The 24,037-nt window shown below is 55.8% G+C and carries 25 protein-coding genes; 16 read left to right on the top strand and 9 right to left on the bottom strand.

The annotated features are described in order from the left end of the window. Positions 1 to 33: 33 nt before the first annotated feature. The 3 genes from TR2A62_RS16215 (at position 34) to TR2A62_RS16205 (ending at position 1,267) form a co-directional block, all read left to right on the top strand. The gene (locus TR2A62_RS16215; RefSeq protein WP_040820880.1) at positions 34 to 450 is read left to right on the top strand and encodes a GFA family protein; all 417 of its coding nucleotides are present in this window, start codon (positions 34 to 36) and stop codon (positions 448 to 450) included. After that, a complete protein-coding gene (locus TR2A62_RS16210) occupies positions 447 to 833 on the top strand; it encodes a carboxymuconolactone decarboxylase family protein (protein WP_009157857.1) in 387 nt (128 codons plus the stop codon). The genes TR2A62_RS16215 and TR2A62_RS16210 overlap by 4 nt, the downstream gene beginning before the upstream one ends. A gap of 95 nt (positions 834 to 928) precedes the next feature. Continuing rightward, the gene (locus tag TR2A62_RS16205) at positions 929 to 1,267 is read left to right on the top strand and encodes a hypothetical protein (protein WP_009158659.1); all 339 of its coding nucleotides are present in this window, start codon (positions 929 to 931) and stop codon (positions 1,265 to 1,267) included. Here the strand turns inward: TR2A62_RS16205 and TR2A62_RS16200 are convergent. Beyond that, positions 1,264 to 1,926, bottom strand: coding sequence for an SOS response-associated peptidase (locus TR2A62_RS16200; RefSeq protein WP_009159210.1), 663 nt, complete (start codon positions 1,924 to 1,926; stop codon positions 1,264 to 1,266). The genes TR2A62_RS16205 and TR2A62_RS16200 overlap by 4 nt on opposite strands. A 171-nt stretch (positions 1,927 to 2,097) precedes the next feature. Continuing rightward, positions 2,098 to 3,663, bottom strand: a complete 1,566-nt coding sequence (locus tag TR2A62_RS16195; RefSeq protein ID WP_009157455.1) for a bifunctional UDP-sugar hydrolase/5'-nucleotidase — start codon at positions 3,661 to 3,663, stop codon at positions 2,098 to 2,100. Positions 3,664 to 3,845: 182 nt separating this feature from the next. Between TR2A62_RS16195 and TR2A62_RS16190 the strand changes: the two genes are divergently transcribed. Both TR2A62_RS16190 and TR2A62_RS16185 read left to right on the top strand, forming a co-directional pair. Then, on the top strand, positions 3,846 to 4,169 hold the full coding sequence (locus tag TR2A62_RS16190) for a DUF952 domain-containing protein (RefSeq protein ID WP_009160400.1): 324 nt from the start codon (positions 3,846 to 3,848) through the stop codon (positions 4,167 to 4,169). Continuing rightward, positions 4,166 to 5,218 (top strand): quinone-dependent dihydroorotate dehydrogenase, encoded by a 1,053-nt coding sequence (locus TR2A62_RS16185; protein WP_009159200.1) that lies wholly within the window; start codon positions 4,166 to 4,168, stop codon positions 5,216 to 5,218. Before TR2A62_RS16190 ends, TR2A62_RS16185 begins: the two co-directional genes overlap by 4 nt. Position 5,219: 1 nt before the next feature. Here the strand turns inward: TR2A62_RS16185 and TR2A62_RS16180 are convergent, their stop codons facing one another. The 3 genes from TR2A62_RS16180 to TR2A62_RS16170 are packed head-to-tail and all read right to left on the bottom strand — an operon-like array spanning position 5,220 to position 7,454. After that, positions 5,220 to 6,533 (bottom strand): MATE family efflux transporter, encoded by a 1,314-nt coding sequence (locus tag TR2A62_RS16180; RefSeq protein ID WP_009158889.1) that lies wholly within the window; start codon positions 6,531 to 6,533, stop codon positions 5,220 to 5,222. Beyond that, a complete protein-coding gene (locus TR2A62_RS16175; RefSeq protein ID WP_009157429.1) occupies positions 6,526 to 7,020 on the bottom strand; it encodes a PaaI family thioesterase in 495 nt (164 codons plus the stop codon). The genes TR2A62_RS16180 and TR2A62_RS16175 overlap by 8 nt, the downstream gene beginning before the upstream one ends. After that, entirely contained in the window at positions 7,017 to 7,454 is a 438-nt protein-coding gene (locus tag TR2A62_RS16170) for a PaaI family thioesterase (protein ID WP_009160077.1), read from the bottom strand. The genes TR2A62_RS16175 and TR2A62_RS16170 overlap by 4 nt, the downstream gene beginning before the upstream one ends. Before the next feature lie 134 nt (positions 7,455 to 7,588). Between TR2A62_RS16170 and TR2A62_RS16165 the strand changes: the two genes are divergently transcribed. From TR2A62_RS16165 to TR2A62_RS16125, 9 genes are all read left to right on the top strand, one after another. Further along, the gene (locus TR2A62_RS16165) at positions 7,589 to 7,960 is read left to right on the top strand and encodes a MerR family DNA-binding transcriptional regulator (RefSeq protein WP_009160679.1); all 372 of its coding nucleotides are present in this window, start codon (positions 7,589 to 7,591) and stop codon (positions 7,958 to 7,960) included. Positions 7,961 to 8,195: 235 nt separating this feature from the next. Continuing rightward, a complete protein-coding gene (locus TR2A62_RS16160) occupies positions 8,196 to 8,600 on the top strand; it encodes a MerR family DNA-binding transcriptional regulator (protein ID WP_009159076.1) in 405 nt (134 codons plus the stop codon). 27 nt (positions 8,601 to 8,627) lie between these two features. Then, positions 8,628 to 10,406 carry an acyl-CoA dehydrogenase C-terminal domain-containing protein gene (locus TR2A62_RS16155; protein ID WP_009159481.1) on the top strand — a complete coding sequence of 593 codons (1,779 nt, stop codon included), beginning with the start codon at positions 8,628 to 8,630 and terminating at the stop codon, positions 10,404 to 10,406. Positions 10,407 to 10,460: 54 nt separating this feature from the next. After that, positions 10,461 to 10,673, top strand: coding sequence for a hypothetical protein (locus tag TR2A62_RS16150; RefSeq protein ID WP_009160332.1), 213 nt, complete (start codon positions 10,461 to 10,463; stop codon positions 10,671 to 10,673). 22 nt (positions 10,674 to 10,695) lie between these two features. Then, the gene (locus tag TR2A62_RS16145) at positions 10,696 to 11,328 is read left to right on the top strand and encodes a glutathione S-transferase family protein (RefSeq protein ID WP_009157837.1); all 633 of its coding nucleotides are present in this window, start codon (positions 10,696 to 10,698) and stop codon (positions 11,326 to 11,328) included. Between the two features lie 16 nt (positions 11,329 to 11,344). Further along, positions 11,345 to 12,556: an acetyl-CoA C-acetyltransferase gene (locus TR2A62_RS16140; protein WP_009159542.1), complete on the top strand. Its 1,212-nt coding sequence runs from the start codon at positions 11,345 to 11,347 to the stop codon at positions 12,554 to 12,556. Continuing rightward, positions 12,556 to 13,020 carry a cupin domain-containing protein gene (locus tag TR2A62_RS16135; protein ID WP_009159833.1) on the top strand — a complete coding sequence of 155 codons (465 nt, stop codon included), beginning with the start codon at positions 12,556 to 12,558 and terminating at the stop codon, positions 13,018 to 13,020. The genes TR2A62_RS16140 and TR2A62_RS16135 overlap by 1 nt, the downstream gene beginning before the upstream one ends. Before the next feature lie 4 nt (positions 13,021 to 13,024). Next, entirely contained in the window at positions 13,025 to 13,510 is a 486-nt protein-coding gene (locus TR2A62_RS16130) for a hypothetical protein (protein ID WP_009160729.1), read from the top strand. After that, positions 13,507 to 15,705, top strand: a complete 2,199-nt coding sequence (locus TR2A62_RS16125; RefSeq protein ID WP_009159089.1) for a 3-hydroxyacyl-CoA dehydrogenase NAD-binding domain-containing protein — start codon at positions 13,507 to 13,509, stop codon at positions 15,703 to 15,705. The genes TR2A62_RS16130 and TR2A62_RS16125 overlap by 4 nt, the downstream gene beginning before the upstream one ends. Before the next feature lie 1,250 nt (positions 15,706 to 16,955). On the opposite strand, the gene TR2A62_RS16115 is transcribed toward TR2A62_RS16125, so the two are convergent. The 3 genes from TR2A62_RS16115 to TR2A62_RS16105 form a co-directional block, all read right to left on the bottom strand. Further along, the gene (locus TR2A62_RS16115; protein ID WP_223296130.1) at positions 16,956 to 17,693 is read right to left on the bottom strand and encodes a Hint domain-containing protein; all 738 of its coding nucleotides are present in this window, start codon (positions 17,691 to 17,693) and stop codon (positions 16,956 to 16,958) included. 122 nt (positions 17,694 to 17,815) lie between these two features. Continuing rightward, positions 17,816 to 18,460, bottom strand: coding sequence for a sulfotransferase family 2 domain-containing protein (locus TR2A62_RS16110; protein ID WP_009157772.1), 645 nt, complete (start codon positions 18,458 to 18,460; stop codon positions 17,816 to 17,818). Beyond that, on the bottom strand, positions 18,457 to 19,362 hold the full coding sequence (locus TR2A62_RS16105) for a DMT family transporter (RefSeq protein WP_009159648.1): 906 nt from the start codon (positions 19,360 to 19,362) through the stop codon (positions 18,457 to 18,459). The genes TR2A62_RS16110 and TR2A62_RS16105 overlap by 4 nt, the downstream gene beginning before the upstream one ends. 91 nt (positions 19,363 to 19,453) lie before the next feature. Between TR2A62_RS16105 and TR2A62_RS16100 the strand changes: the two genes are divergently transcribed. Continuing rightward, positions 19,454 to 21,079 carry an AMP-binding protein gene (locus TR2A62_RS16100; RefSeq protein ID WP_009159113.1) on the top strand — a complete coding sequence of 542 codons (1,626 nt, stop codon included), beginning with the start codon at positions 19,454 to 19,456 and terminating at the stop codon, positions 21,077 to 21,079. Positions 21,080 to 21,213: 134 nt separating this feature from the next. After that, positions 21,214 to 22,233, top strand: coding sequence for a hypothetical protein (locus tag TR2A62_RS16095; RefSeq protein WP_009158068.1), 1,020 nt, complete (start codon positions 21,214 to 21,216; stop codon positions 22,231 to 22,233). A 64-nt stretch (positions 22,234 to 22,297) separates the two neighbouring features. Here TR2A62_RS16095 and TR2A62_RS17770 read toward each other — a convergent pair whose 3' ends face one another. Next, positions 22,298 to 23,989 carry an SPOR domain-containing protein gene (locus tag TR2A62_RS17770; RefSeq protein ID WP_009157639.1) on the bottom strand — a complete coding sequence of 564 codons (1,692 nt, stop codon included), beginning with the start codon at positions 23,987 to 23,989 and terminating at the stop codon, positions 22,298 to 22,300. Between the last annotated feature and the right edge of the window lie 48 nt (positions 23,990 to 24,037).

Below are 24,037 nucleotides of genomic sequence, written 5' to 3'. Positions count from 1 at the left end.
GCGTGCAGGGCTAAGACAAACACGGGGGCCAAAATGATCGATTTCACTGGCAAATGTTTATGTGGGGCGGTGACTTGGACATATTCAGGCGCACCAGATCGCAATTTGATCTGTCATTGCGAGAGCTGCCAACGTGCTGCGTCATCGGCGTTTTCGGCGTTCATCGGGGCGACAACTGACGCAGTGCATTGGCAGGGTGAGATTAACCACTACCAAAGCTCGCCCGGAACATGGCGTGGGTTTTGCGCGACCTGCGGCACACGACTGTATTATGCATCCGATTTGTGGCCCGGTGAAATTCACATCGCAGCAGCAACACTAAACGATCCAGAACTCTATTCCCCGACCAGTCATTGTGTTTGGGGTGAGCGGGTGCCATGGCTGGCCTCGCTCGACGACCTGCCCAAACCGGACGGGTTTGACATTGAACCAACAGGAGACCCGACATGAGTGTTTTTGACGAAGATTTGTTTCTCAAAGGTTTGGAGCAACGCAAAGGCACATTGGGTGCGGAATATGTCGAGAAAAACCTCGCTGCCGCTGATGATTTCACCCGTCCCTTTCAAGAGGCGATGACCGCTTGGTGTTGGGGCTTTGGTTGGGGTGATGATGTGATCCCTGCCAAGACACGCAGCATGATGAACCTGTCGATGATCGGCGCCTTGGGTAAGATGCACGAATGGGAAATCCATTGCCGTGGTGCGATCACCAATGGTGTCACGCCTGAAGAGATCCGCGCGATCATCCATGTGATTGGCATCTATTGCGGTGTTCCACAGGCGCTTGAGTGCTTTCGCGTGGCTAAAAAAGTGCTGGCGGAACAGCCAGAATAATTCGAATCCGCCATATCTTTGCCAAAATCACCAACTAGCTGAGTGCCTGAATAACTTTGTCGCTGGGTGGGACCGACGCACAAAGGAGCATTTAGATGCTTAAGAAAATTGCACTCTCGATGGGGGTTGCTCTGGCTATTTTGGCCTCGCCGGTTCAGGCGGTCGAGCACCGTATCGAAGTTCACCATGGTGAGTTTTTCCCATATGTGACCTATCTCCAAGCCGGAGATACCGTCCGTTTTGTGAACTTGATGGACCGGAATGTTCAAATCAAGGCCACACGACACTATAACCGTTGGTACACAGGCTGGATGGCTCCCCTTGGGGAGTCCGTGGTCACGATCAATTCGAACACACAGCTCAAATTCCAAAACGATCACTACAGCTGGGGTTTTCAGGGGGAACTGTCGTTTTCGCCTGCTCCGAACAGCTAATCAGTCATCGGATCGCGCAGCTGCGCGCCTGAGGCACGGTTCGAATTGACGGCCGTGTCGACACGGAAAAACGACAATGCGTCATTGGGCGCGGCACGCATCAGCGTGGCCGCGCCTTTTCCGTCTTCGCCCAACCACTTTGACCAATCGCTTGTCGGTAAAATCACGGGCATTCGGTGATGGATTTGGCTCATGGTGTCATTGGCGGGCGTCGTCACTATGGCGCAGGTATCAAACGTCTCGCCGTCCTTGCTCCAACTCTGCCAAATCCCTGCAAAGGTCAAAGGGCCCATATCGTTGGGATGTATGTACCAAGGAAGGCGAGCCCCCTCGGGCGCCTTGGTCCATTCGTAAAACCCATCTGCAGGGATCAGGCATCGCCGTTCACGGCAGGCCGCGCGAAACGCGGGTTTCTCAGCTATGGTTTCGCTGCGCGCATTGATCAGCAATGGCCCGTCGTTTGGCTTCTTGTACCAATGCGGAATGAACCCCCACCGCATCGTCCGCAGTCTGCGCCCCTGATCCGACGCCACAACCGCAACAGGATCGGTTGGACAGACGTTATAGTTCTCTTGGGGGGGCAAGTCGTTTGAAGGCACAGCGTCAAAGACCTGAACCATCGCCTCGTGAGGAAGAGTTATCGCCATGCGACCGCACATGGGGTCAGGCTAGCGCGGTCCACGCTCAAGAACCAGCGTCTGGTTGCAAATTGCGCCATGCGGCTGGGCCATCTAGATCTAGATTTGCGCCCCATCAGCGCGCCCTGAACCCGCATACAAAAAAGGCGCGCCAGTTGCCCAGCGCGCCTCGTGATACTTAGGATAAACCGCCTATTTCTGCGCGATGCGTCCGTCAGTGTAGCCGGTATAGGCACCTTGCTCGGCCATGTATTCGGCCAGAACATCAGCCAGATCAGGACCAAAGTCATAGGCGTTCAAGCCGTCAGATGAGAACATCTTATAGCCGTCGCCACCGTTACGCACGTAGTTGTTGGTCACAACGCTGTAGGTCGCAGCGGGATCAATGGCAGCACCACCGACCATCACTTCGACAATCCGGCCTTCGTTGGGGGCAATGCTTGCGTCCCAAGTAAAGGTGATGCCTGCGACCTGAGGGAAGCGACCTTTGACCTCTTCCACTTGGCTGACCCCATTCTCAAGCGCGTCGATGACACCTTGGCCCGAGATCTGGAATGTGGACAGCGTGTTCTGGAACGGAAGCACGGCCAGCACTTCGCCCATGGTCACATCACCCTCGTCGATCGAAGAGCGGATCCCGCCCGAGTTCGCGATCGCGATTGTCACACCTTGGTTAGCCACACGTGCCAACATCGCATCAGCAACGAGATTGCCCATCGAACATTCCTGAACACGGCAAACAGCGCGGTCCCCTTCGATAACGCCACCAGAGCTGGCGACAACCTTGGTCCGGATTTCTTCGAGAGGTCCGGCCAATTCCGCAATGCGCGATTTCACGGCTGCGTTTTCGGTCACGGTGCCATCGATGCTGATCGGCTCGCCCGATGCCTCGGTGATGTTGCCGTCATCGTCAAAGGTAACTTTCAGTTCGCCCAAGAATTTGCCATATGCATAGGCCGACACGATGGCGGTGTTTCCAACCATTGTGGGGTACGGACCTTTGGCGCGGTCATTGGTGTTCGACAGCAATGTGTTGGTGTGACCGCCTACAATCACGTCGACACCGGTGGTGTTCGCAGCGACCGCTTGGTCCACGTCATAGCCAGAGTGCGACAGAACAACGATCTTGTTAACGCCCATTGCAGTCAGCTTATCGACTTCGGCCTGTACTGCCTCGGATGGGTCGGTAAAGATGATGTTCTTGCCGGGGCTGGCCAGTTCGTCAGTGTCTTGGGGTGTCAGACCGATCATGCCGATCTTTTCGCCACCGCGCTCGATCACGACCGATTTCTGGATCGCATCCGAAATCAGAGGCTCACCCGAGAAATCCGCGTTGGACATCAAGATAGGAAAGCTCACGCTGTCAACAAAGCCGCGCAGAACCTCTGGGCCGTCGTCGAATTCGTGGTTGCCGACGGTCATGCCGTCATAGCCCATCTGGTTCATCATCTCAGCCGCTACTGCGCCCTTGTAATATGTATAGAACAACGAGCCTTGAAACTGGTCGCCGCCATCCACAAGGATCGAGTTGTTTGTGCGGGCGCGTGCCTCTTCGATCGCTGTGATCAGACGCGCGGATGAGCCAAAGCATTCACCAGCATCATTGTCTTCCCATGAGCAGGGGCTGTCGTATTTCGAGACGGGCTCGAAGCGCGCGTGAAAGTCATTGGTGTGCAAAACGGTCAAAGTGTAGTCGGCAGAGGCCGCACCTGCCGTCAGAGCCAAAGCCGCTGCGGATGTCAGGAATCGTGTGAACATAATGTCCCCCTATGGTTGTTGTTCCAACAGACTGACCCTTTGGGCACGATGAGTCAAAGGATCGCTGTTAAGTGGCGTAGCGTCAGCTTGTAACTGCCGCATGACATGCGGGCGTTCCGAACGTCTTTAAAAACCAACGCCTAGATATTGACCCCACGCAGGACGCGAGGCATCAGACGGGCATGATGATTTACAAGATCCTGACCGGCGACCAGTGGCGCGCCTTTGACGAAAGCGGCGTGTTTGAGGGTGCTCCGATTGATTTGGCTGATGGCTATGTCCACACATCCACGGCCGAGCAGGCACAGGAAACGCTAGATAAACACTTTGCCGGACAGACGGGTCTGATGCTGGCCGCGCTGAACGAGGCGGACTATGGCGACGACCTGAAATGGGAAGTTTCGCGCGGCGACGCCTTGTTCCCGCATATCTTTCGCCCGCTCAAATTGTCCGACGTCAAATGGTGCCGTCCAATCACCGACGGCCAACTCCCGGATCTGACATGAGCCTTTATGAATCCTTTGGCCTGAAGGTCTTGCGCCAGTTTGATCCTGAACGCGCGCATATTCTGGCGCTCGCGGCACTGTCATTTGGGCTGGCCCCGACACCCGGCGTTGTCCGAAGCACGCGACTAGCCACACGCATCGGCACGCTGGATTTTGCAAATCCAATCGGTTTGGCCGCAGGCTTTGACAAGAATGCGCAGTCTGTCACGCCGCTGTCCAAAACGGGGTTTGGGTTTCTAGAAGTCGGCGCAACGACGCCGCGCCCTCAACCGGGCAACCCCAAGCCGCGGCTGTTTCGCCTGACCGAGGATGAGGGTGTCATCAACCGCTTTGGTTTTAACAATGACGGAATGGACGCGATGGCGCGGAGGCTGAATATCTCGCCCAGCGCTGTCCCTGTTGGTCTAAACCTTGGCGCAAACAAAGACAGCGACGACCGCGCCAGTGACTATTCAAAGGTGTTGATGACCGTCGGTGGGCATGTGGATTTTGCCACGGTCAACGTATCGTCGCCTAACACTGAAAAGCTGCGTGATCTTCAGGGGCGTGACGCGCTGGCCATGTTGCTGGGCCAAGTCATGGAAACCAACGATACGATTGCCAAGCCATTGCCGATCTTCCTCAAGATCGCACCGGATTTGAATACCAATGAATTAGCCGATGTGGCAGAGGTGGCCCAAGCCGCAGGTTTGACGGGGATCATTGCCACGAACACGACGTTGGCGCGTGACGGGCTGGCCAGTGCGCACAAAGGCCAAGCTGGCGGTCTGTCAGGGCAGCCATTATTTGAAAAATCGACACGAGTTCTGGCCCAGTTGTCGACGATGACGGACCTGCCCTTGATCGGGGTTGGCGGCATCGGATCAGCACAACAAGCCTATGCCAAGATCAAGGCCGGCGCGTCTGCTGTGCAGCTCTATTCGGCGATGGTGTACAGCGGCGTTTCATTGGCCGGTAAGATCGCCAAAGAACTGGATACTCTGCTAGAGGCTGACGGCTATTCTAACGTCGCCGACGCGGTGGGCACGGATCGCGGCGCTTGGCTGTGATTTAGCTGTCCGCTTGGGCCTCGAGCGCGGGATAGCGACATGTCAGCGTTATCCCCCGAACCGCAAAGCTAAGCAGCAGACCAATCCACAGCCCGTGATTCTCAAAGGTGTTCATCAACGGCACGATCGTCACGAAATAGAACGTCGCAGAAATGATCATCATATTTCGCATGTCACGGCTGCGGGTTGCGCCGATGAAAATCCCGTCCATCATCCAAGCAAGGCATCCCACCAGAGGGGCCAACACCATATAGATCAGGTAGACCCGTGACGCGGCGCGCACGTCCGGTGATGTCGCCATAACGTCTGTGATGAATGGGCCAAACACTGCAAAGACAAACGACAGTCCAATGCAGGTCCCAAACCCCCATAGCAACGATAGCTTGGCCGCACGGCGCAGTGCTGCGCGTTTGCGCGCGCCTAAGGCTTGGCCAACCAACGCTTCGGCTGCAAAGGCAAAGCCGTCTTGGGCATAGGAAGTGATGAACAGGAATTGCAGCAGGATTTGGTTTGCTGCCAATTGGACGTCGCCAAAGTCAGACCCCCAGAACAGAAAGCTGACAAAGATCGCCTGAAGCAGCACCGAACGGATCAGGATAGCACTGTTGACCACGGCCATCTGCCGCAGGCGGGCGACGTCAAACACCCGCGCACGGCTGCGCCAATCGGTGCCTGCAAACACGCCGCGACACAGCCACAGGCCTATCGCGAGCCCGCCATATTCCGCGATCAAGGTCGCAATAGCGACGCCTTCGACGCCCCATCCGAACCCCAAGACGAACACCAAGTCGAGCAAGATGTTCGTGCCGTTCATCACGAGTTGGATCAACAGAATCCCTCGGGTGCGCTCTTGGGCGACCAACCAGCCGGTGATGCCGTAGATCGCAATTGCGGCGGGGGCCGAGCAAATGCGGATCTGCATATAGCTGAGGGCCAGTGTTTCGACCTCGGCACTGGCCGGGGCCAATTTAAAGGCGCCCCAGAAAAACGGGATTTGCAGCAAGATCAATGCGCTGCCTGCGGTCGCTGCAATCAGCAACGCACGGCTGAGCAGGGCCGCGTTTTCAGCCTTGTCCCCTGCCCCAAGTGCTTGGGCCGCAAGGCCCGTGGTCCCCATCCGCAGAAACCCGAAAATCCAATAGAGTGCCGACAAAATAACCGCGCCGATGCCCACAGCGCCAATCGGGGCTGCCTCGCCCAGCTGACCAACCACGCCTGTATCAACCGCGCCCAAAATCGGCACTGTCGCGTTCGACAAAACGATCGGAATCGCAATCCCGAGAACACGTTTGTTGGTGAGTGCGGTCTCAGCCATCTCGCGCAGGCATCAAGAAATGTCCGGTCGCTTGGGCAAAGAGACGGCTGCGGTTGTCCTGCCATGCCTCGACATGGACGCTGGCGTAGCGCCGGCCCGAACGATTGACACGCGCACGGGCATAGGCGTCTCGTGGCAGGCCCGCACGCAAATAGTCGACTGTGAAATCAATCGTCTTGGGCAAACGGGGCAGCGGCGCATTTTCCAGATCAATGCATTCGGCTTCGATATCGGGCCATAGGGTGGACCAGCTCAGTTCAATAATCGCCGTGATCTCAAGAAACGCGGCGGTTGCCCCGCCGTGCAAAGCAGGCAGCATCGGGTTGCCGATCAACCGCTCTGCAAACGGCAGCGTCGCGGTTAGCTCGTCACCGCGCCTGTCGAACTTAACACCCAGATAGTTGATGTAGGGCACACCACCAACCAACGCACCCAGCGCGGCATCACGGCGGTGTTTGATCTGCTGAAGGGGTTCAGGTGTCTTCATTTCGGATAACTAACGGTAAAGGCGCCCGTGGCGGTGGCCACCGGACGATCGATGTCGGCGTCCATCGCGGTCGCGCGAACAAAGGCGACAGACCGCGTCACGTGATAGCATTCTGCAATCGCTGTGATGGGCTGGTTCGGGGTGGCCGCACGCATATAGTCGATCCTCAGATCTAGAGTTGCCGTCGAAATCGGACCCGATGGATGCGACATGACTGCCGCGCCACCACAGGTGTCCATCAATGCCGAAACAGCACCGCCGTGGATGACACCGGCCTTGGGATCGCCGATCAACCGTTCGTCATACGGCATTTGGATCGTGGCTGTGCCGTCGCCGATATCAGTCAGCTTCATCCCAAGGTCGATCGCATGCGGCAACGCACCAATAAACGTGCGGGCGACGGTTTCTTTTTCCTTTTGGGTGAGTTCGGGCATTTTGAATTCCTTTGCCGCGTTTATTGGACAGCCGCTGGGCACTCGCAAGCGCAATCACGATCAAGAGTGTCGTCGCGTGGCGTCTTGCCCGATGGAGAGGAACACTCTACCTTTGCGGATAGGGAGATACCGCCATGGCCGAAGACCGCCTGTCCTTTAAAGAGATGTGCACCAAATTCGACGTAACGCCGCGAACATTGCGGTACTACGAATACATCGAATTGCTGACACCTGAAAAAGAGGGTCGCACACGGTATTATAGCCCAAAAGAATCTGCACGGATGACATTGATCCTACGCGGGCGCCGGTTTGGCTTTGCGCTAGAGGACATTCGTCAGTGGTTGTTGATCTACGAACACGAGGGCAACGAAGCCCAAATGAAGGCATGGCTAGAGCTGGCAGATCGCCAATTGAGCGGGTTGGCAGAGCAACGTGTCCAGTTGGACGAGACGATGTCCGAGCTGCAACAGCTACGTGATGAAACGTCCAAAAGTCTGAGTCGCTAAAGTCATTCGGGCGATGTGCCGCGTCGAATAGGTACGGAAAACTTTACTTTGTTGAGGTTTTCGCCGATTTTTCACTTTTTCAAAAATTTTGTTTGAGGCGCAAATTTTTTGCTGACCTTTCGTCAACTCTGAAATGACGCGGCGTTACGTTTACGTTCGCGTCAACTATTCTTGTAAGAATAAGAGCAACACCTCAGATCGACCTCAAATACTGTCGTAACGAGGACCCGAAACTATGACGCCAGATACAATGAAAATGACGATCCGAGAAATGTGTGACGCTTTTGACGTGACCCCGCGCACCTTGCGGTTTTACGAGAGCAAAGAGCTCTTGTTCCCTGAGCGGGACGGTCAAAAGCGGCTCTTCACCAAACGCGACCGCGCGCGGCTCAAGCTGATTTTGCGCGGCAAACGCTTTGGCTTCAGCCTCGAAGAGATCCGCCAGCTTCTCGATCTATATGACCGCGACGAAAGCCAAGAACTGCAATTGGCCGAAACTTACGGTGTCGCCCAACGTCATCTGCGCGAGATGGAAGACCAGCACCGCGAACTGGACGAGGCCATCGCCGAACTCAAAGATCAAATGGAATGGGGCGCCGCGGCGCTGGCCCGTATGGGCCGGACCGTCGAACCCGCCTAAGACAACTCTCAAAGGAGCCCGACCAACATGCCAAGTTTCACAGCCAACACAAAAGACATGCAATTTGTTCTGCACGATCTGTTGAAGATCAGCGAACAGGACATCCCTGGGTTTTCCGAACTGGACCGTGACTTTACCGGTGCGGTTCTGGAAGAAGCGGGCAAAATCAGCAACGAAGTGTTGGCGCCTTTGAATGTCGTTGGCGACACCGAAGGGTGCGTGTTGGAAAACGGTGTGGTGCGCACGCCCACAGGTTTCAAGGAAGCGTTTGACCAAATGCGTGAAGGCGGATGGACCGCTCTGGATGCCAGCGAAGAGTTTGGCGGCCAAAGCATGCCCTATGTCATGCACACCGCGGTCAACGAGCCGTTTGTGTCGGCGAACATGGCGTTCAACATGTATCAGGGTCTGACCCATGGCGCCTATTCCGCGATCCTCGAGCATGGCTCGGGCGAGCAAAAGAAAACCTATCTGCCGAAACTCGCATCATGCGAATGGACTGGCACAATGAACCTGACCGAACCGCATTGCGGCACGGATCTTGGACTGATGCGGACCAAAGCGGTACCGCAAGACGATGGATCGTTCCAAGTGTCGGGCCAAAAGATCTTTATCTCGGCGGGCGAGCACGACATGTCCGACAACATCATCCACCTTGTGCTGGCGAAAATCCCCGGCGGTCCTGACGGGATCAAAGGTGTGTCGCTATTCATCGTGCCTAAATTCCTCGTCAACGACGACGGATCAGTCGGCGCGCGCAACGGCGTAAGCTGTGGCAAGATCGAAGAGAAAATGGGCATCCACGGCAATTCGACCTGTGTGATGAACTATGACGAAGCAACCGGCTATCTGATCGGCGAAGAGCACAAAGGCATGCGTGCCATGTTCGTCATGATGAACGAGGCGCGTTTGGGTGTTGGCTTACAAGGCTATGCCGCCGCCGAAGCCGCCTATCAGAACGCAGTGATCTACGCGAACGACCGTTTGCAGGGTCGCGCTGTAACAGGCACAGAAAATCCTGAAGGCCCAGCTGATCCGCTGATCGTGCACCCAGACATTCGCCGCAACTTGATGGAGCAAAAGTCGTTCATCGAAGGAGCGCGTGCCTTTACATACTGGGGTGCCAACCTGATCGACCGGGCCCATAGAATGCGTGACGCGGATGCAGATGGCCTGATTTCCCTGCTGACACCGATCATCAAAGGCTTCCAGACCGACAAAGGTTTTGAATACGCCACGGCTGCACAGCAGGTTTATGGCGGTCACGGCTATATCGAAGAATGGGGCATGTCACAGTTCGCACGCGATGCGCGGATCGCAATGATCTACGAAGGTGCAAACGGTGTTCAGGCGCTGGATCTTGTTGGGCGTAAACTGGCCCAAGACGGCGGCAAGCACGTCATGGCGTTCTTTGAGATGGTCAAAACCTTTATCAAAGAGAACAAAGGCAACGAGGCGCTCAAAGCTGACTTCCTCGATCCGCTCAAGGCGGCATCCAAGGATCTGCAATCGGCCGCTATGTATTTCATGCAAAACGGCATGACGAACCCGAATAACGCGTTGGCGGGTTCTTACGACTTTATGACCATGTTCGGTCACGTCTGCATAGGGCTGATGTGGGCAAAGATGGGCAAAGCGTCGCTAGAAGCACTTGAAGGCGGTGCGTCCGACACCGAGTTCTATAAAACCAAGTTGGCAACAGGCCGTTTCTACATGGCGCGTCAGTTGCCTGCCACGACCATGCACCTTGCACGGATCGAGACAGGTGCCGACACTGTGATGGCACTTGATGCTGCGAGTTTCTAAACTGACCGGAGGCGGCAACATTCCGTTGTCGCTTCCAACTATACGAGAGGTTTCATGCCCAAACGCCTAAGACTGACACGCCGCACAAATATCGCCATGACCGAGGACGGTTATCGTCGGCTCAAGCGGTTCGCAAAAGACAGCGGGTTGGAAGAAGGCGAAGCTCTGTCTTTTCTCTTTGAGAATTTCGACAGCGTGATGGACGAAGAAACCTTTGGGCACCGCCTGCGCCTGTTCAACGCCGAGTTGGACGCGCGAAAACGCTAAACACCGTCTGGGAGGACGCGACATGACGATCAAATTGCATTGCTTTGGCGAAAGCGGAAATTCTTTCAAGGCTGCGCTCGCGCTTGAACTCAGCGGTCTCGATTGGGAAGCCGTCAAAGTCGATTTCTTTAGCGGTGCGGCCCGCACGCCAGAATGGAAAGAGGTCAACACAATGGCCGAGGCCCCCGTTTTGGTCGATGGCGATATGACGCTGTCCCAATCGGGTGCGATCCAACAGTATATCACCGACAAGACCGGCAAATTCGGCGGCGCTGAAGCTGACAAATACGAAGTGCTGCGCTGGGTCTTGTGGGACAATCACAAACTAAGCTCGCAAGCAGGCATGACACGGTTCTTGATGAACTTTTTGCCAGCAGAGAAACGCCCAGAGCAGGTAATCGCCTTTACCCAAGGGCGTCTTGCGGCAGCCTATGCGGTGCTCGACGCACATTTGGCAGGACGCGACTGGATTGTCGGTGACGGTCTGACCAATGCCGACATCTCGTGCTGCAGTTATCTATTTTACCCCGAACCTTATGGGTTCGAGCGCAAAGATCACGCCAACATCGATCGTTGGCTTTCGAATATCCAAGGCCTCGATGGCTGGAAACACCCCTATGACCTGATGCCCGGCAGCCCTGCTGACCGCGCCTGAAGAACCGGAGAGACCCATGACCGAAGCCTATATTTATGACGCGATCCGCACCCCACGTGGTAAGGGCCGCAAAGACGGCAGTTTGCACGAAGTCACATCCGTTCGCCTGTCCGCAGGTGTTCTGAACGCTCTCAAAGAGCGCAACAATCTGGACGGCCACGCCGTCGAAGACGTGATTTGGGGCAACGTAACCCAAGTTGGCGAGCAAGGTGGCTGCCTCGCGCGGACGGCTGTTTTGGCCTCGAACCTTGACCAATCTATCCCTGGTCTGGCGATCAACCGTTTCTGTGCGTCCGGCATGGAGGCTGTGAACCTCGCAGCGAACCAAGTCAAAGGCGGCGCAGGTCAGGCCTATATCGCGGGCGGCGTTGAAATGATGGGCCGTGTTGCGATGGGCAGCGACGGTGCGGCGATTGCCGTCGATCCGTCGGTTGCAATGGTCACCTATTTTGTTCCCCAAGGTATTTCGGCAGATATCATCGCGACAGAATACGGCTTTAGCCGTGACGACGCAGACGGTCTTGCTGTTGAATCCCAGCGCCGCGCCAAAGCGGCATGGGATGCAGGTCATTTCGATAAATCCGTCGTCACGGTCAAAGACCAGAACGGTCTCAAAATTCTGGACCGTGACGAATACATGCGCCCACAAACAGACATGCAAAGCCTTGGGTCGTTGAACCCGTCTTTCCAGATGATGGGCGAGCATATGCCGGGCTTTGATAAGATTGCGCTGATGAAGTACCCGCACCTCGAGCGGATCAACCACATCCACCACGCGGGCAACTCGTCTGGTATAGTCGACGGGTCAGCTGGTGTTTTGATCGGCAACAAAGAGTTCGGCGAACAATACGGTCTGAAACCACGTGCGCGCATTCGCGCAACTGCCAAAATCGGCACAGACCCCACCATCATGTTGACCGGCCCCGTCCCCGTCACCGAGAAAATTCTCGCAGACCACGGCATGGCGATCAGCGACATTGATCTGTTCGAAGTGAACGAAGCTTTTGCGTCGGTTGTCTTGCGCTTTATGCAGGCGTTTGATGTCGATCCTTCGGTGGTCAACGTCAATGGCGGATCAATCGCAATGGGCCACCCTTTGGGTGCGACTGGCGCGATCATCATCGGCACATTGCTGGACGAACTTGAGCGTCAGGACAAAGAGGTTGGACTTGCGACCCTTTGCATCGCATCCGGCATGGGTGCTGCGACAATCATCGAGCGTCTCTAATGCCAAAGCTGGACCTCACCGCAATCCCGGTCACCTCAGGATCGACCTATCCAGCAAAGCACGCTTCGCAAATGGATGGTCGGTCCAAGCAGTCGCTATCGCAGGCTGGTGGGCTGACGCAGTTTGGCGCAAATCTTGTCCATCTGGCACCTGGTGCGCTGTCTAGCTTGCGGCACTGGCATGAAAATCAGGATGAATTCTTGGTTATCACAGCCGGCGTCTGTACGCTGATTGATGATCATGGTGAAACCGAATTGCACATGGGTGAGTGCGCGGCGTTCCCAGCTGGCGACGCCAATGGCCACCACCTCGCGAACCGGACAGATTCCGTGGCGAGCTTTGTCGTTGTCGGCACACATACTCAAACAGAAGTTGGGCACTATTCTGACATCGACATGATGGTGAAATTTGACGAGTCCGGCGCCGCGTTCACCCGTTGTGACGGTAGCAAAATCGAGGATTAACAACATGGCCGACCCAATTTTTTCAACTGCGCTAGAGGTCTCAAACTACTTGCTGGAAAAGACCGGTGCGGCCATGGAGGCAGCGGATTTTGAAGCATTCATTCCGTTGTTCAAATTGCCACAAGAGATGGAAACCTTTGACGGTCGCCGCATGATTTCCGATCCCGAAGAAATTCGAGCGATCTTTCATGCGGTGCGCGCGCACTACGACAAAATCGGCGTCACCGAGATTGTACGAAACTGCGTCAAAGCCGAATTTATGGCCCATGATACGGTCGCAGCGACCCACGAGACCCGCCTGTTGCGCGGCCATCAATTGATCCAAGAACCCTATCCCTGTTTCTCAGTCCTCAGACTGATCGACGGCTACTGGCAAGTTGCGTATTCGCAATACGCCATTGCCGACAGCCCCGAACAAAATGCTGCGCTGGCCACCAAGGTGCCATCACCAATCAAAGCTCATTCTTCCGAAGAAGGACCCAAGACATGACCGATTTCACAATGACCACCGATTCCGATGGTGTCGCGACCATCACATGGGACACGGTTGGCAAATCGATGAACGTAATGAACCAACAAGGGTTCGTTGATCTGGACGGCTTGATTGACCAAGCGTTGGCTGACGACGCTGTCAATGGTGTGATCATCACCTCGGGCAAAGACGGGTCTTTTGCCGGTGGTATGGATCTGAACATCATTGCCAAGATGAAGGAAAGCGCTGGCGACAACCCTGCCAAGGGTTTGATGGACGGCCTAATGGCCAGCCATGCGATCCTGCGCAAGATCGAGCGCGGCGGCATGGACGACAAGAACAAGGGCGGCAAGCCAATCATCTGCGCCATGCAGGGCACAGGTTTGGGCATCGGCTTTGAGATCCCGCTGTCGTGTCACCGCATCATTGTGGCCGACAACCCAAAGGCCAAGCTGGGCCTGCCCGAGATCATGGTTGGCATTTTCCCTGGCATGGGTGGCACCACGCGTCTCGTGCGCAAAATGGGCGCTATGGCAGCCTCGCCGTTCTTGCTCGAGGGTAAACTCAGCGATCCTAAAAAGGCGCTATCAGCTGGTCTGATCGATGACGTTGTACCGGCAGGTGAATTGCTGGACCGCGCCAAAGAGTGGGTCCTGTCCGAGCCAAAAATCGTCAAGCCATGGGATGAAAAGGGTTACAAAATGCCCGGTGGTGCGCCGTACCATCCTGCAGGTTTCATGACCTATGTCGGCGCCTCTGCAATGGTCCACGGGAAGACCCAAGGCGCGTTCCCAGCAGCCAAAGCTCTGTTGTCGGCAGTCTACGAAGGCGCGATGGTTCCATTCGACACTGCGATCAAAATCGAAGCGCGTTGGTTCACCAATGTTTTGATGAACCCAAGCTCTTCGGCAATGATCCGCAGCTTGTTCATCAACAAAGAGGCGCTGGAAAAAGGGGCCAACCGTCCAGACGTGGCAGACCAAACCGTCAAAAAAGTCGGCGTCATTGGCGCTGGCATGATGGGGGCTGGTATCGCGCTGGTTTCCGCGCTTGCCGGCATTGAGGTCGTGCTGATCGACAATAGCCAAGAGGCCGCAGATCGGGGCAAGTCCTACACGACCGCCTATATGGACAAAGGGATTTCCCGCAAAAAAGCCACCGAAGAGAAAAAGGAGGCCGTTCTAGGGCTGATCAACGCAACAACAGACTACGAAGCCTTGGCTGGCGTTGATCTGATCGTCGAGGCCGTGTTCGAGGACCCAAAAATCAAAGCCGAGGTCACACAAAAAATCGAGGCCATTGTCGGTGAAGATACGATCTTTGCGACCAACACCTCGACCTTGCCGATCACCAGCCTCGCCAAAGCGTCCAAGCGCCCAGAGCAGTTCATCGGCATCCACTTCTTCTCACCCGTCGACAAAATGCTCTTGGTTGAGATCATCAAAGGCAAAGAGACTGGTCCAGTGGCAGTGGCGAGGGCGCTCGATTATGTGCGCCAGATCCGCAAGACACCGATTGTGGTCAATGACGAGCGGTTCTTCTATGCCAACCGCTGCATCATCCCATATATCAACGAAGGCATCCGTATGGTTGCCGAGGGCGTACAGCCCGCATTGATCGAGAACGCAGCCAAGATGCTGGGCATGCCTCTGGGTCCGTTGCAGTTGTGTGACGAAACGTCGATCGATCTGGGTGTCAAAATTGCCAAAGCGACCAAGGCCGCGATGGGCGACGCCTATGACAACGACGTGTCAGACGAAATTTTGTTCTGGTTGGCAGATGCCGATCGTTTGGGCCGCAAAGCCAAGGCTGGGTTCTATGCCTATGACGATGCGGGCAAGCGGACTGGCCTGTGGTCCGGTCTGGGCGAGAAATACGCGCCTGTCGATGACCAACCTGACCTGATCGAAGTGCAGCACCGACTGATGTTCTCTCAGGTTCTCGAAGCTGTTCGCGCGCTCGAAGAGGATGTTCTCGAAGACATTTGCGAAGGTGATGTGGGTGCGATCCTCGGCTGGGGCTTTGCCCCATGGTCCGGTGGTCCGTTCAGCTGGCTCGATATCATCGGCTCGCCCTATGCTGCCGAGCGCTGTGACCAGTTGGCCGCCAAATTCGGCGACCGTTTTGCAACCCCTGCGCTGCTGCGCGAAATGGGTGACAAGGGTCAGAGCTTTTACACACGGTTCGGCGGCGAGGCTGCAAAGGCCGCCTAGGCTCCAGCACTATACCAAGATCAAAGAAGGCGCGCCCTGCCCGGCGCGCCTTCTTTCATTGTTATACCGCCACTCGTCAGCACTCAGATTGATGGGCATTTAAACCCACGACTATCTCAAAAATTTTCAAGAGGGTCTTCACCCTTGAAAAACAGATTTCGATGAAAATTCGGTCAAGGTCTGCTCAGCGAACTTTGCTACCGTTGAAAAATTTATACATTTTGAGTAATTCTACATCATGGAAGATAGCCCGACCCGGAAACCCACCAGTCATTTGAAGATCGTGTCTTGGGTAGGTTCACTAGTTGTTTCTGGTCTTTTTCTTCTACGGGTTGTTGCAAGCGAACTGCCTGCTTTTTTGTTTCCGAGATATCAAAATCTTCTTTCGGAACATACACCTTTGGTGTTGTTCCTACCTGGAATTTTCTGCTTAAGCGCCTTTGTTCTTTACACGTTTAGATCAGAGGCATCCGTGTCGGATAACAAGCGATCAGTTCTAACATGCTATACAGACCACGCAGAGGCGATACCGGTCATTTGTCTACTGCTTGTCCTGCTAGCAATGACGCTTGCTATCTTCCAATCGTTGTTGGTTGAACAGGTCATCCAATCTCTTCACTAAAAATTCTTGCGCAGACTTACTCTACTCAGTTGTAAATGTAGTTGGGCAAATGTTGTCCGCTACCGCGCAAATTATTTGTCGGCGTTCTTTCTTAACGCCACAACTTGGGCTTGACGAAGCGCATGCACTCTTCGTTTTTTTTGCAAAACCTATACTGGTGGCGCAACTGCTGCACATACGATCAGAGCAAGCAGGCCAAGTTTCAATGTGCTATCGGACACGCCAAACAGGATGACTGGAAACAATAAAATCAAAACAAAATAGTAATAGACTAGCGATCGGCCCAACCCAGAATCAGGGACATGATTTGCCGCGTGCAAGTCCGTCTCGATAGTCATCACTCTATTCTCCAAGCAAAACGAGCCCAATCGGATTGGTTTATACCGTAGTCCGCTGTTCTGTCGCCCTATCACCCTAACGTCGGCTAACAAGTTGCTCGAGACCTGCAGTAAAATTGGGCTTGAACCAGACACCCATCGAATACGGTCAGATGTCATCTACCCGAAACGCAGAACCTCTTCACTGAGATCCTGCCGTTTCATTTTCCAACATTTTGGAGCATCGGCTGGGCCCTGCCTGGCCCGCCTTTTTCGCTTTGAGAATATCGGCTTGGGGACCGTTAGATTGCTTAGGCTGCCACGTACTGTAGGGCGACGTGGTGGGTTGCTGGGCAATCCGTCTCGAGGTCTACCATTTCGATGCAAGCGATCAATGTGTCGGCCTGCTCCATGTTCAGCGAAGTGTAGTCGTACTGTGTCAGCGGTGTAGACACGAGATCGCCCGCGCCTGGGCAAAAGAACAACGCGCCGATGTTGGCAAAGACGATCTGGTCTTCTGCGAACTGCAGGCTCACCAAGTGGCCTTCACCGCGCTGGTAGGCGCGCTTGATGCCGCGGAACCCTTCGAGAGCACGTGCAGGCACCAGAACGAACGGGTCACCAAACGCTTCTTCTGCAACGTCGCTTTCCAGCATGATGGTCTGCTCTGGCAACAGCTGCATCGCTTCGCGGTTGCCCAAGGCACCTGCGGGGAGGTTCATTGGCTGTGCTTCTGCAGGGCATTCAGAAATGCTAGACCAAACGGCGCCGTGGTTGACGGCGACAACGGTTTGAAAGCCACCATCGAATGTCAGCACCTGATCGCCAGCAGCGATGGCTTCTACTGCGCGCCAGCCGTTTGGTGTCGCAAAACGTGTGCCAGCAACCAAACCAGTTGCAATGCGCTGTGTCGCGGCAGTCCATGCGCCGGACATTTCGGCGATTTGGCATACGCGGTTTTCAGATTTCCATCCAAACATTTTATCGATCCCCAGATCATTAGAGTAAAACGCGATTGGCAGCTGGCGTTTCGTTAGCAGCAAAACCATCTGGGGTGATTCTGTTGTCCGACCTTTGCCGACAAAGAGGCAAGTTTGGGGCATTGTTAATGATTGATTAACTAAGAATTTGAATCAAATTGATGGAATCTAAAGCGCGAACAATATGGTTACTAAAAGGTGAATCCGAACCGTTCGATATCGTCCGAGCAGAGAATCACGACCAATGCGCGATCCGCGTCAGAAAAGTAGGATTGATAGGCTGCGTCGCGTTTTGACGCGTTCGCATGGGGCAGTTTGATGTCGAAACCCAAATGCTCTTCGAGCGCCTTAACATCTTGGGCAAACTGGTCCAGCCGGATGTAGAGATCAGCGTGAACTGTCCCCGCAGCATCAGTCACATAGCGCACAGCCGGATTGGCCCGCAGGCTGTTTTGAGTGTGCTCGTGATTTAGGAATGACGAAAAATCCAACTGTTGGGCCAACGCCACGGCACGATTCTCAAAGGTTTGGACCTGTAGCCAGTGGTAATAGCTGACCAATCTGTCCCACGGGTTGCGCACCATGGTGAAGACAAACAGGTCTTGCATCTCGTTCCGCGTGACCAACTCCTCGACATCAGCGAGCGTCGAATGTTTCCAGACCCGCCCCCGCGTCTCGATGCCCTTAAGCCGCGCCTTGCGGCGCAATGCCTTTGGTGTGTCGCCAATCAGGATGTCGTCGGCCTTGGCCCGATCTTCTAGTGCGAGCGCCATCGACGTGCCACCCGTTTTCGGAATGTGGACAAACAGATACTCACGCCCCCGCGAGATGATCATTTCGCCGTACTCCGCACGGATATGATGCCGCCCGATATAATGATCATCACCACTCCGCCCATTGCCAGCAGGTTCAGTCCTTCGCTCCAAATGACCCATGCCCAAAACGACGCAAAGATCATCAAGGAATACTCTAGCACAGATACATAGGATGCATCGCCCAGCAAATAGCCGCGGAACAGCAGGCCAACGCCCACCATGGATCCAATCGCCTGCACTGTTGTCCAGAACAAGAACGTGCCGGTCAAAGAGGTAAAGCTGCGCGTGACAAATCCATCAGTCCCGTCCGCAACGGGCATCGGCCAAATCGTAAGAACCGTCAGGCCAATCACTCCAAACACCCCCAACACGCCAAAAAAGCCTGCGGTGAGTGTCAGTGTCGTTTCACCCTCGCACCACGCCCGCGTGGCGACCGCGCCGATCGCATAGAGAACGCCTGCACCAATGGGCAAGAAAGACAGCCAATCCAGATCATTGGGGTTTGGCTGAATAACCATCATCACCCCTACAAAACCGATCGCCACGGCCAGCCACCGCAGAGGCCCAACTCGAACCCCCATAAACACGATCGAAATCAGCAAGATAAAAATGGGCGAGGTGAACAGGCCTGCTGCGACAACGCCAATGGGCAAAAACGCAAGGCAGCCGAAATAGATCAGCATCGATCCCGCTGTGAACACACTGCGTCCCAGTACAGCCAATTTGCGTTTGGGGCGAATCGTTGCCCAGCCTAGGGCCGCCATGCCCCCCATAATGGCCAGCGCCATCACCGCACGCACCGCATGAAACTGCCATAGACCAGCGTCCACAGCGATCAACCGTACAAAATTGTCGATCAAACCTAGAGTCATCATCCCACCGAGAATGCTGATCGTGGCTTGGGTGCTTGAATTGTCTGACATTTACCATCTTCCGTCGCTAACAGGGCTTTTCGTATCGCGACTGCTGTGCATACTCTCGCTCATCCGCGACACGCACATAGGGATTTTGGACATGGGTTGGATGGCAGACGAAACCGGTTTGGATAAATGCCAAGCCAATTATGTTCCGCTGACACCGCTCAGCCACCTCAACCGCGCCGCGCGCGTGTTTCCGGACCACGATGCTGTTGTCTATGGCGACACCGTGATGGACTACAAAACATACCACCGTCGCGTGACCCAATTGGCATCGGCCTTGACCAAGGCGGGGGTAGAGCCTGGCGAAGTGGTTGCAACCTTGCTTCCTAATACACCAGCACAATGCGAGGCCGCGTTTGGCGTGCCTGCTTGTGGTGCGGTTCTAAATACAATCAACATCCGTCTCGACGTGGATACGGTCGCCTACATCTTTGACCACGGCGGCGCCAAGGTTGTGATCACCGACAGCCAGTTCCTGCCGCTGACGATGGAAGCGATCGCCCAGATGGAAGGCCCTGCCCCGCTGGTCATCGAAGTCCCTGACCCTGTCGCCGGCGTCCCTGGCTTGGGCGAGCAGATGGACTATGAAGATTTCTTGCTGGCGGGTGACACTGATTTTGAATGGATCATGCCAGCGGACGAATGGGAGAGCCTCGCGCTTAACTACACCTCTGGCACGACAGGCCGTCCAAAGGGCGTCGTTTACCACCACCGCGGCGCATATCTGATGACGATGGGCACCGTGATTTCATGGCGCATGACACTGCACCCACGGTTTATGGCAATCGTTCCGCTGTTTCACTGTAACGGCTGGAACCACACGTGGATGATGCCTGTTCTTGGCGGTACTGTTGTGTGCTGTCGCGATATCACGGCTGCGGCCATTTATGACGGGATCGCGGATCGTGGTGTGACCCACTTTGGCGGCGCGCCGATTGTGCTGAACATGATCGTCAACGCAGTCGACGGCGACCGCAAAACATTTGATCACACGGTCGAGGTGTTCACAGCCGGTGCCCCACCCGCCCCTGCAACGCTCGCTGCGATTGGCGAAATGGGGTTCAACATTACACAGGTCTACGGTTTGACCGAAACCTATGGTCACGTCACCGAATGCATCTGGAATGACGCGTGGGACACCCTGCATCAGGAAGAACAGTCCAGCATCAAGGCCCGCCAAGGCGTGGCCTTCCCGATGATGGAAGATGTCACAGTTGTCGATGAGCAGGCCCAGCAGGTCCCGATGGACGCCCAAACCCAAGGCGAGATCGTGATGCGCGGCAATTCTGTGATGAAAGGGTACTACAAGAACCCAGAAGCCACGACCAAAGCATTTGCCAACGGGTATTTCCATTCGGAGGATCTCGCGATCCAGCATCCTGACGGCTATATTCAGATCGCTGACCGCGCCAAAGACATCATTATCTCGGGCGGTGAAAACATCAGCTCGGTTGAGGTTGAAGGCGCGTTGATGCATCATCCTGCCGTGTTGCTTTGCGCTGTCGTCGCCAAACCCGATGACAAATGGGGCGAGACCCCATGCGCGTTTATCGAGCTCAAGGACGGTGCGACCGCAACCGAGGCCGAAATGATCGCGCACACAAAAACGCGTCTTGCTAGCTTTAAGTGCCCAAAGACTGTGGTCTTCCAAGAACTGCCCAAGACCTCGACAGGTAAGATACAAAAGTTTGAACTGCGCACGTTCGCCAAAACGCTCTGACCTGTCTCAAAGAAAATAGATCTTGAGTGATCCGCACCACCGACGGGGGCCATGCCCCCGTTTCTGCGTTCCGATTGCCCGCGACCGGTGTTTACGCTAAACTCACCTCATAAACAGAGGCAGAGCAGCCCACCATGACCGCACTCAAAGAATACGAACGCCTCGAAAGCGGCGGCTTGTGGCGTATGACACCACAGGATCAACGGCGCGATGTGATCGTCTCGTTTGGAGATGCGACGCTGGTTATTTCTGACTCGGCTAATCGCGCACTTAGCCATTGGTCGCTGGCTGCGGTTACGCGTAAAAACCCGGGGCAAAGGCCCGCAATTTTCACGCCAGATGTCGATGCGACCGAGACGCTTGAAATCGATGATCCTGATATGATCGATGCGGTGGAACGGGTTCGCAAAACCATTTTGAAAAATCGGCCTCGCGCAGGGCGGCTTCGCTTTTGGGGGATCGGGCTCAATGTTGCAGCTGTTGGTTGGGTCGCCTTGTTTTGGGCGCCGGACGCATTGACCACGCACACTCTAAGTGTCGTCCCAGACGTCAAACGCAGCGCACTGGGACGCAGCCTGCAGGACCGTGTGGAACGTGTCGCTGGCACGCCCTGTCGGGCACGTGGCGGACGCCCTGCGCTCAACCGTTTGCGTGCTCGGCTTTTGCCTGACGCGCCAGATGCCCAGCTGATTGTGGCCCCCGCATTGCCCCAAGATATTCTCTACCTTCCGGGCGACATCGTCGTGATGAACCGCAGCCTGTTTGAAGACTATGAGAGCGCCGATGTTGTTGCGGGTTATATCCTCGCGGCAAAGACCCACGCAGAGAGCCGCGACCCATTGCGCGACCTTCTCGAAACCGCAGGCCTGCGCAGTACGTTTCGATTGCTCACAACGGGCGAAATGAAGGACCAGACATTGCGTGACTATGGCGAAGTTCTGGTCTCGACCCCGACACCCCGCCCTGCGGACCAACCCCTGCTTGCTGCGTTTGAAACAGCCGAGGTTGCTAGCACGCCCTTTGCATTCGCAATCGATGTTTCAGGTGAAACAAGCCTTGGGTTGATCGAAGCAGACCCTCATGCAGACACACCGCCACGTGCCGTGTTGGGCGACGTCGATTGGGTCATTTTACAGCAAATCTGCGGCGGCTGATCCCGCCATCCGCGCAAGAAAAAACCCCGCGATCTTCTGCAAGGTCTTTTCCCGGGAGAACTGTTTAGCGGCGAGTCGTTGCGCTGGGGAAACCGCTTGAGCGCACCGTGCTAAGTGCAGAGTTCAGCGCTGAGGCAGAATTGAAGGGTCCGACCATAACAATACGGTAGGTCTGTCCCCCACGATCATAGCGACCGATCCGCATTGGCAGACCTTGGGCCCGTAGGCGCTTGGCTACGATCTGCGCATCATCCGAGCTACCGTAGGTGGCAACCTGAACATAGCGGTGTGCTGTTGTTGCGGCGCTGCGCTGGGTTGTAGGTGCCGGCGCTTGGCGCGTGGCCACTGTGCTGCGCTGCGGTGTTGTAGTCCGAGCTGCGACCGCAGGTGCCTGACGGCTGGTCACGATAGTTGATGTCCGAGGTGCAGGGTTAAACAGGTTTGCCCAGAACCCACGGTTCGCAGGCTGTGTCACCTGCACCCGCGTGCCAGACGGCAAACCACGCTGTGCGTTCAAACGGTCGTCATCCCACACGCCGCGGAACCCATCTGGTGTCCCGTTCGAAGCAAAGGCAAAGCCCGTGCCGCCAACCATCGTGCCTGCACGGCTATACGTGCCTGCCGAGGCGACGGTCGAGCCATAGCTATAGGTCGGTGTTGCACCCGCAGGAGCAGGCCCCTGCCGCAAGATCGGGTTTGGGTTCAGAGTTTGTGGACCACAACGCGCGGGCAATCCGGTGCTGCGGCTGATATAACGTTGCCCCTGAGCTGACCGATTGGCGCAGATATCTGCGGCTGTGGTGCGAATGACTGTGCCAGCTGCTGTTGCACGCGGTGCTGCGGCGACAGTCATGCGGGTCGGTGTGGCTGTGGGCACAATTGTTGCCGGTGTCGTCCGTACTGTCGAGCTTGCGACGATGCCATTCGGGTTTTGCGCCTGTGCGCCACAACGCACCGGCAAACCAGTCGCGCGGCTCACATATCTCTGCCCGTTGGCAGAACGGTTCGCACAGATATCGGCGGCGGTGGTCCGGATTACGGTGCCAGCTGCAACACGCGGTGTCGTCACTGTTGGTGCAACGACGCGAGGTGTGGCAACCGTGCGCACAGCGCCTGAACCGCAATCAATCGGCTGACCAGTGCGACGGTTCACGTATCTCGACTGGACGCCTGTGCGACCCTCACAAATCTGGGCGCGGGTCATAATCCGTTGCGTGGCTTGGGGAGCACGCGAAGGGTTTACAGTCGCGGCTGGGCGGATCACGCGCGCTGTTGTCTGTTCTGGCGCGGCTGTTTGCACAGGGTGGGTCACCCGAACTGTGCTTGCCGCAGGGGCAGTCGCTGTCACGCGGGGTGCAGCAGTTGCTGTGACCACTCGTGTCGCAGGTGCCTCAGCGGCGGGGACTGGTGCGGCGGCGGGCGTTGGCGCAGGTGTTTCGATCGTGATTTCAACAGGGGCTGGCGCAGACGTTGCAGGAGCCGCCGATGCTGTCGCGCGCTGTGCGCCAGACAGTGATGGTTGGAAACCACACAAAACTTCGCGCTGACGCGTCACGCGCGGCACCCAGCTTACGTTGCCGCTTATACCTGCACGAATGAACACACAGCCGTTGCTGTCGACGTACTGGCTCGCCGTGTAGGACGACGGCGGAAACTCAGCCGGCGTCGCGCCATCGCGCAAAGATTGTGCCAAACTGGCTGTTGATGAGGTGGATACAACCAATAGAGCGGTTGTGAATACTTTGGTAATACGCATTTTGCCCCCACAAGATGTTGTGGAAACATGCCAAACAATAGCGCCTGT

It is taken from the genome of Thalassobium sp. R2A62, assembly GCF_000161835.1.
Taxonomy (GTDB): domain Bacteria; phylum Pseudomonadota; class Alphaproteobacteria; order Rhodobacterales; family Rhodobacteraceae; genus Thalassobium.
This window is presented reverse-complemented; position numbering and strand designations above follow the sequence as displayed.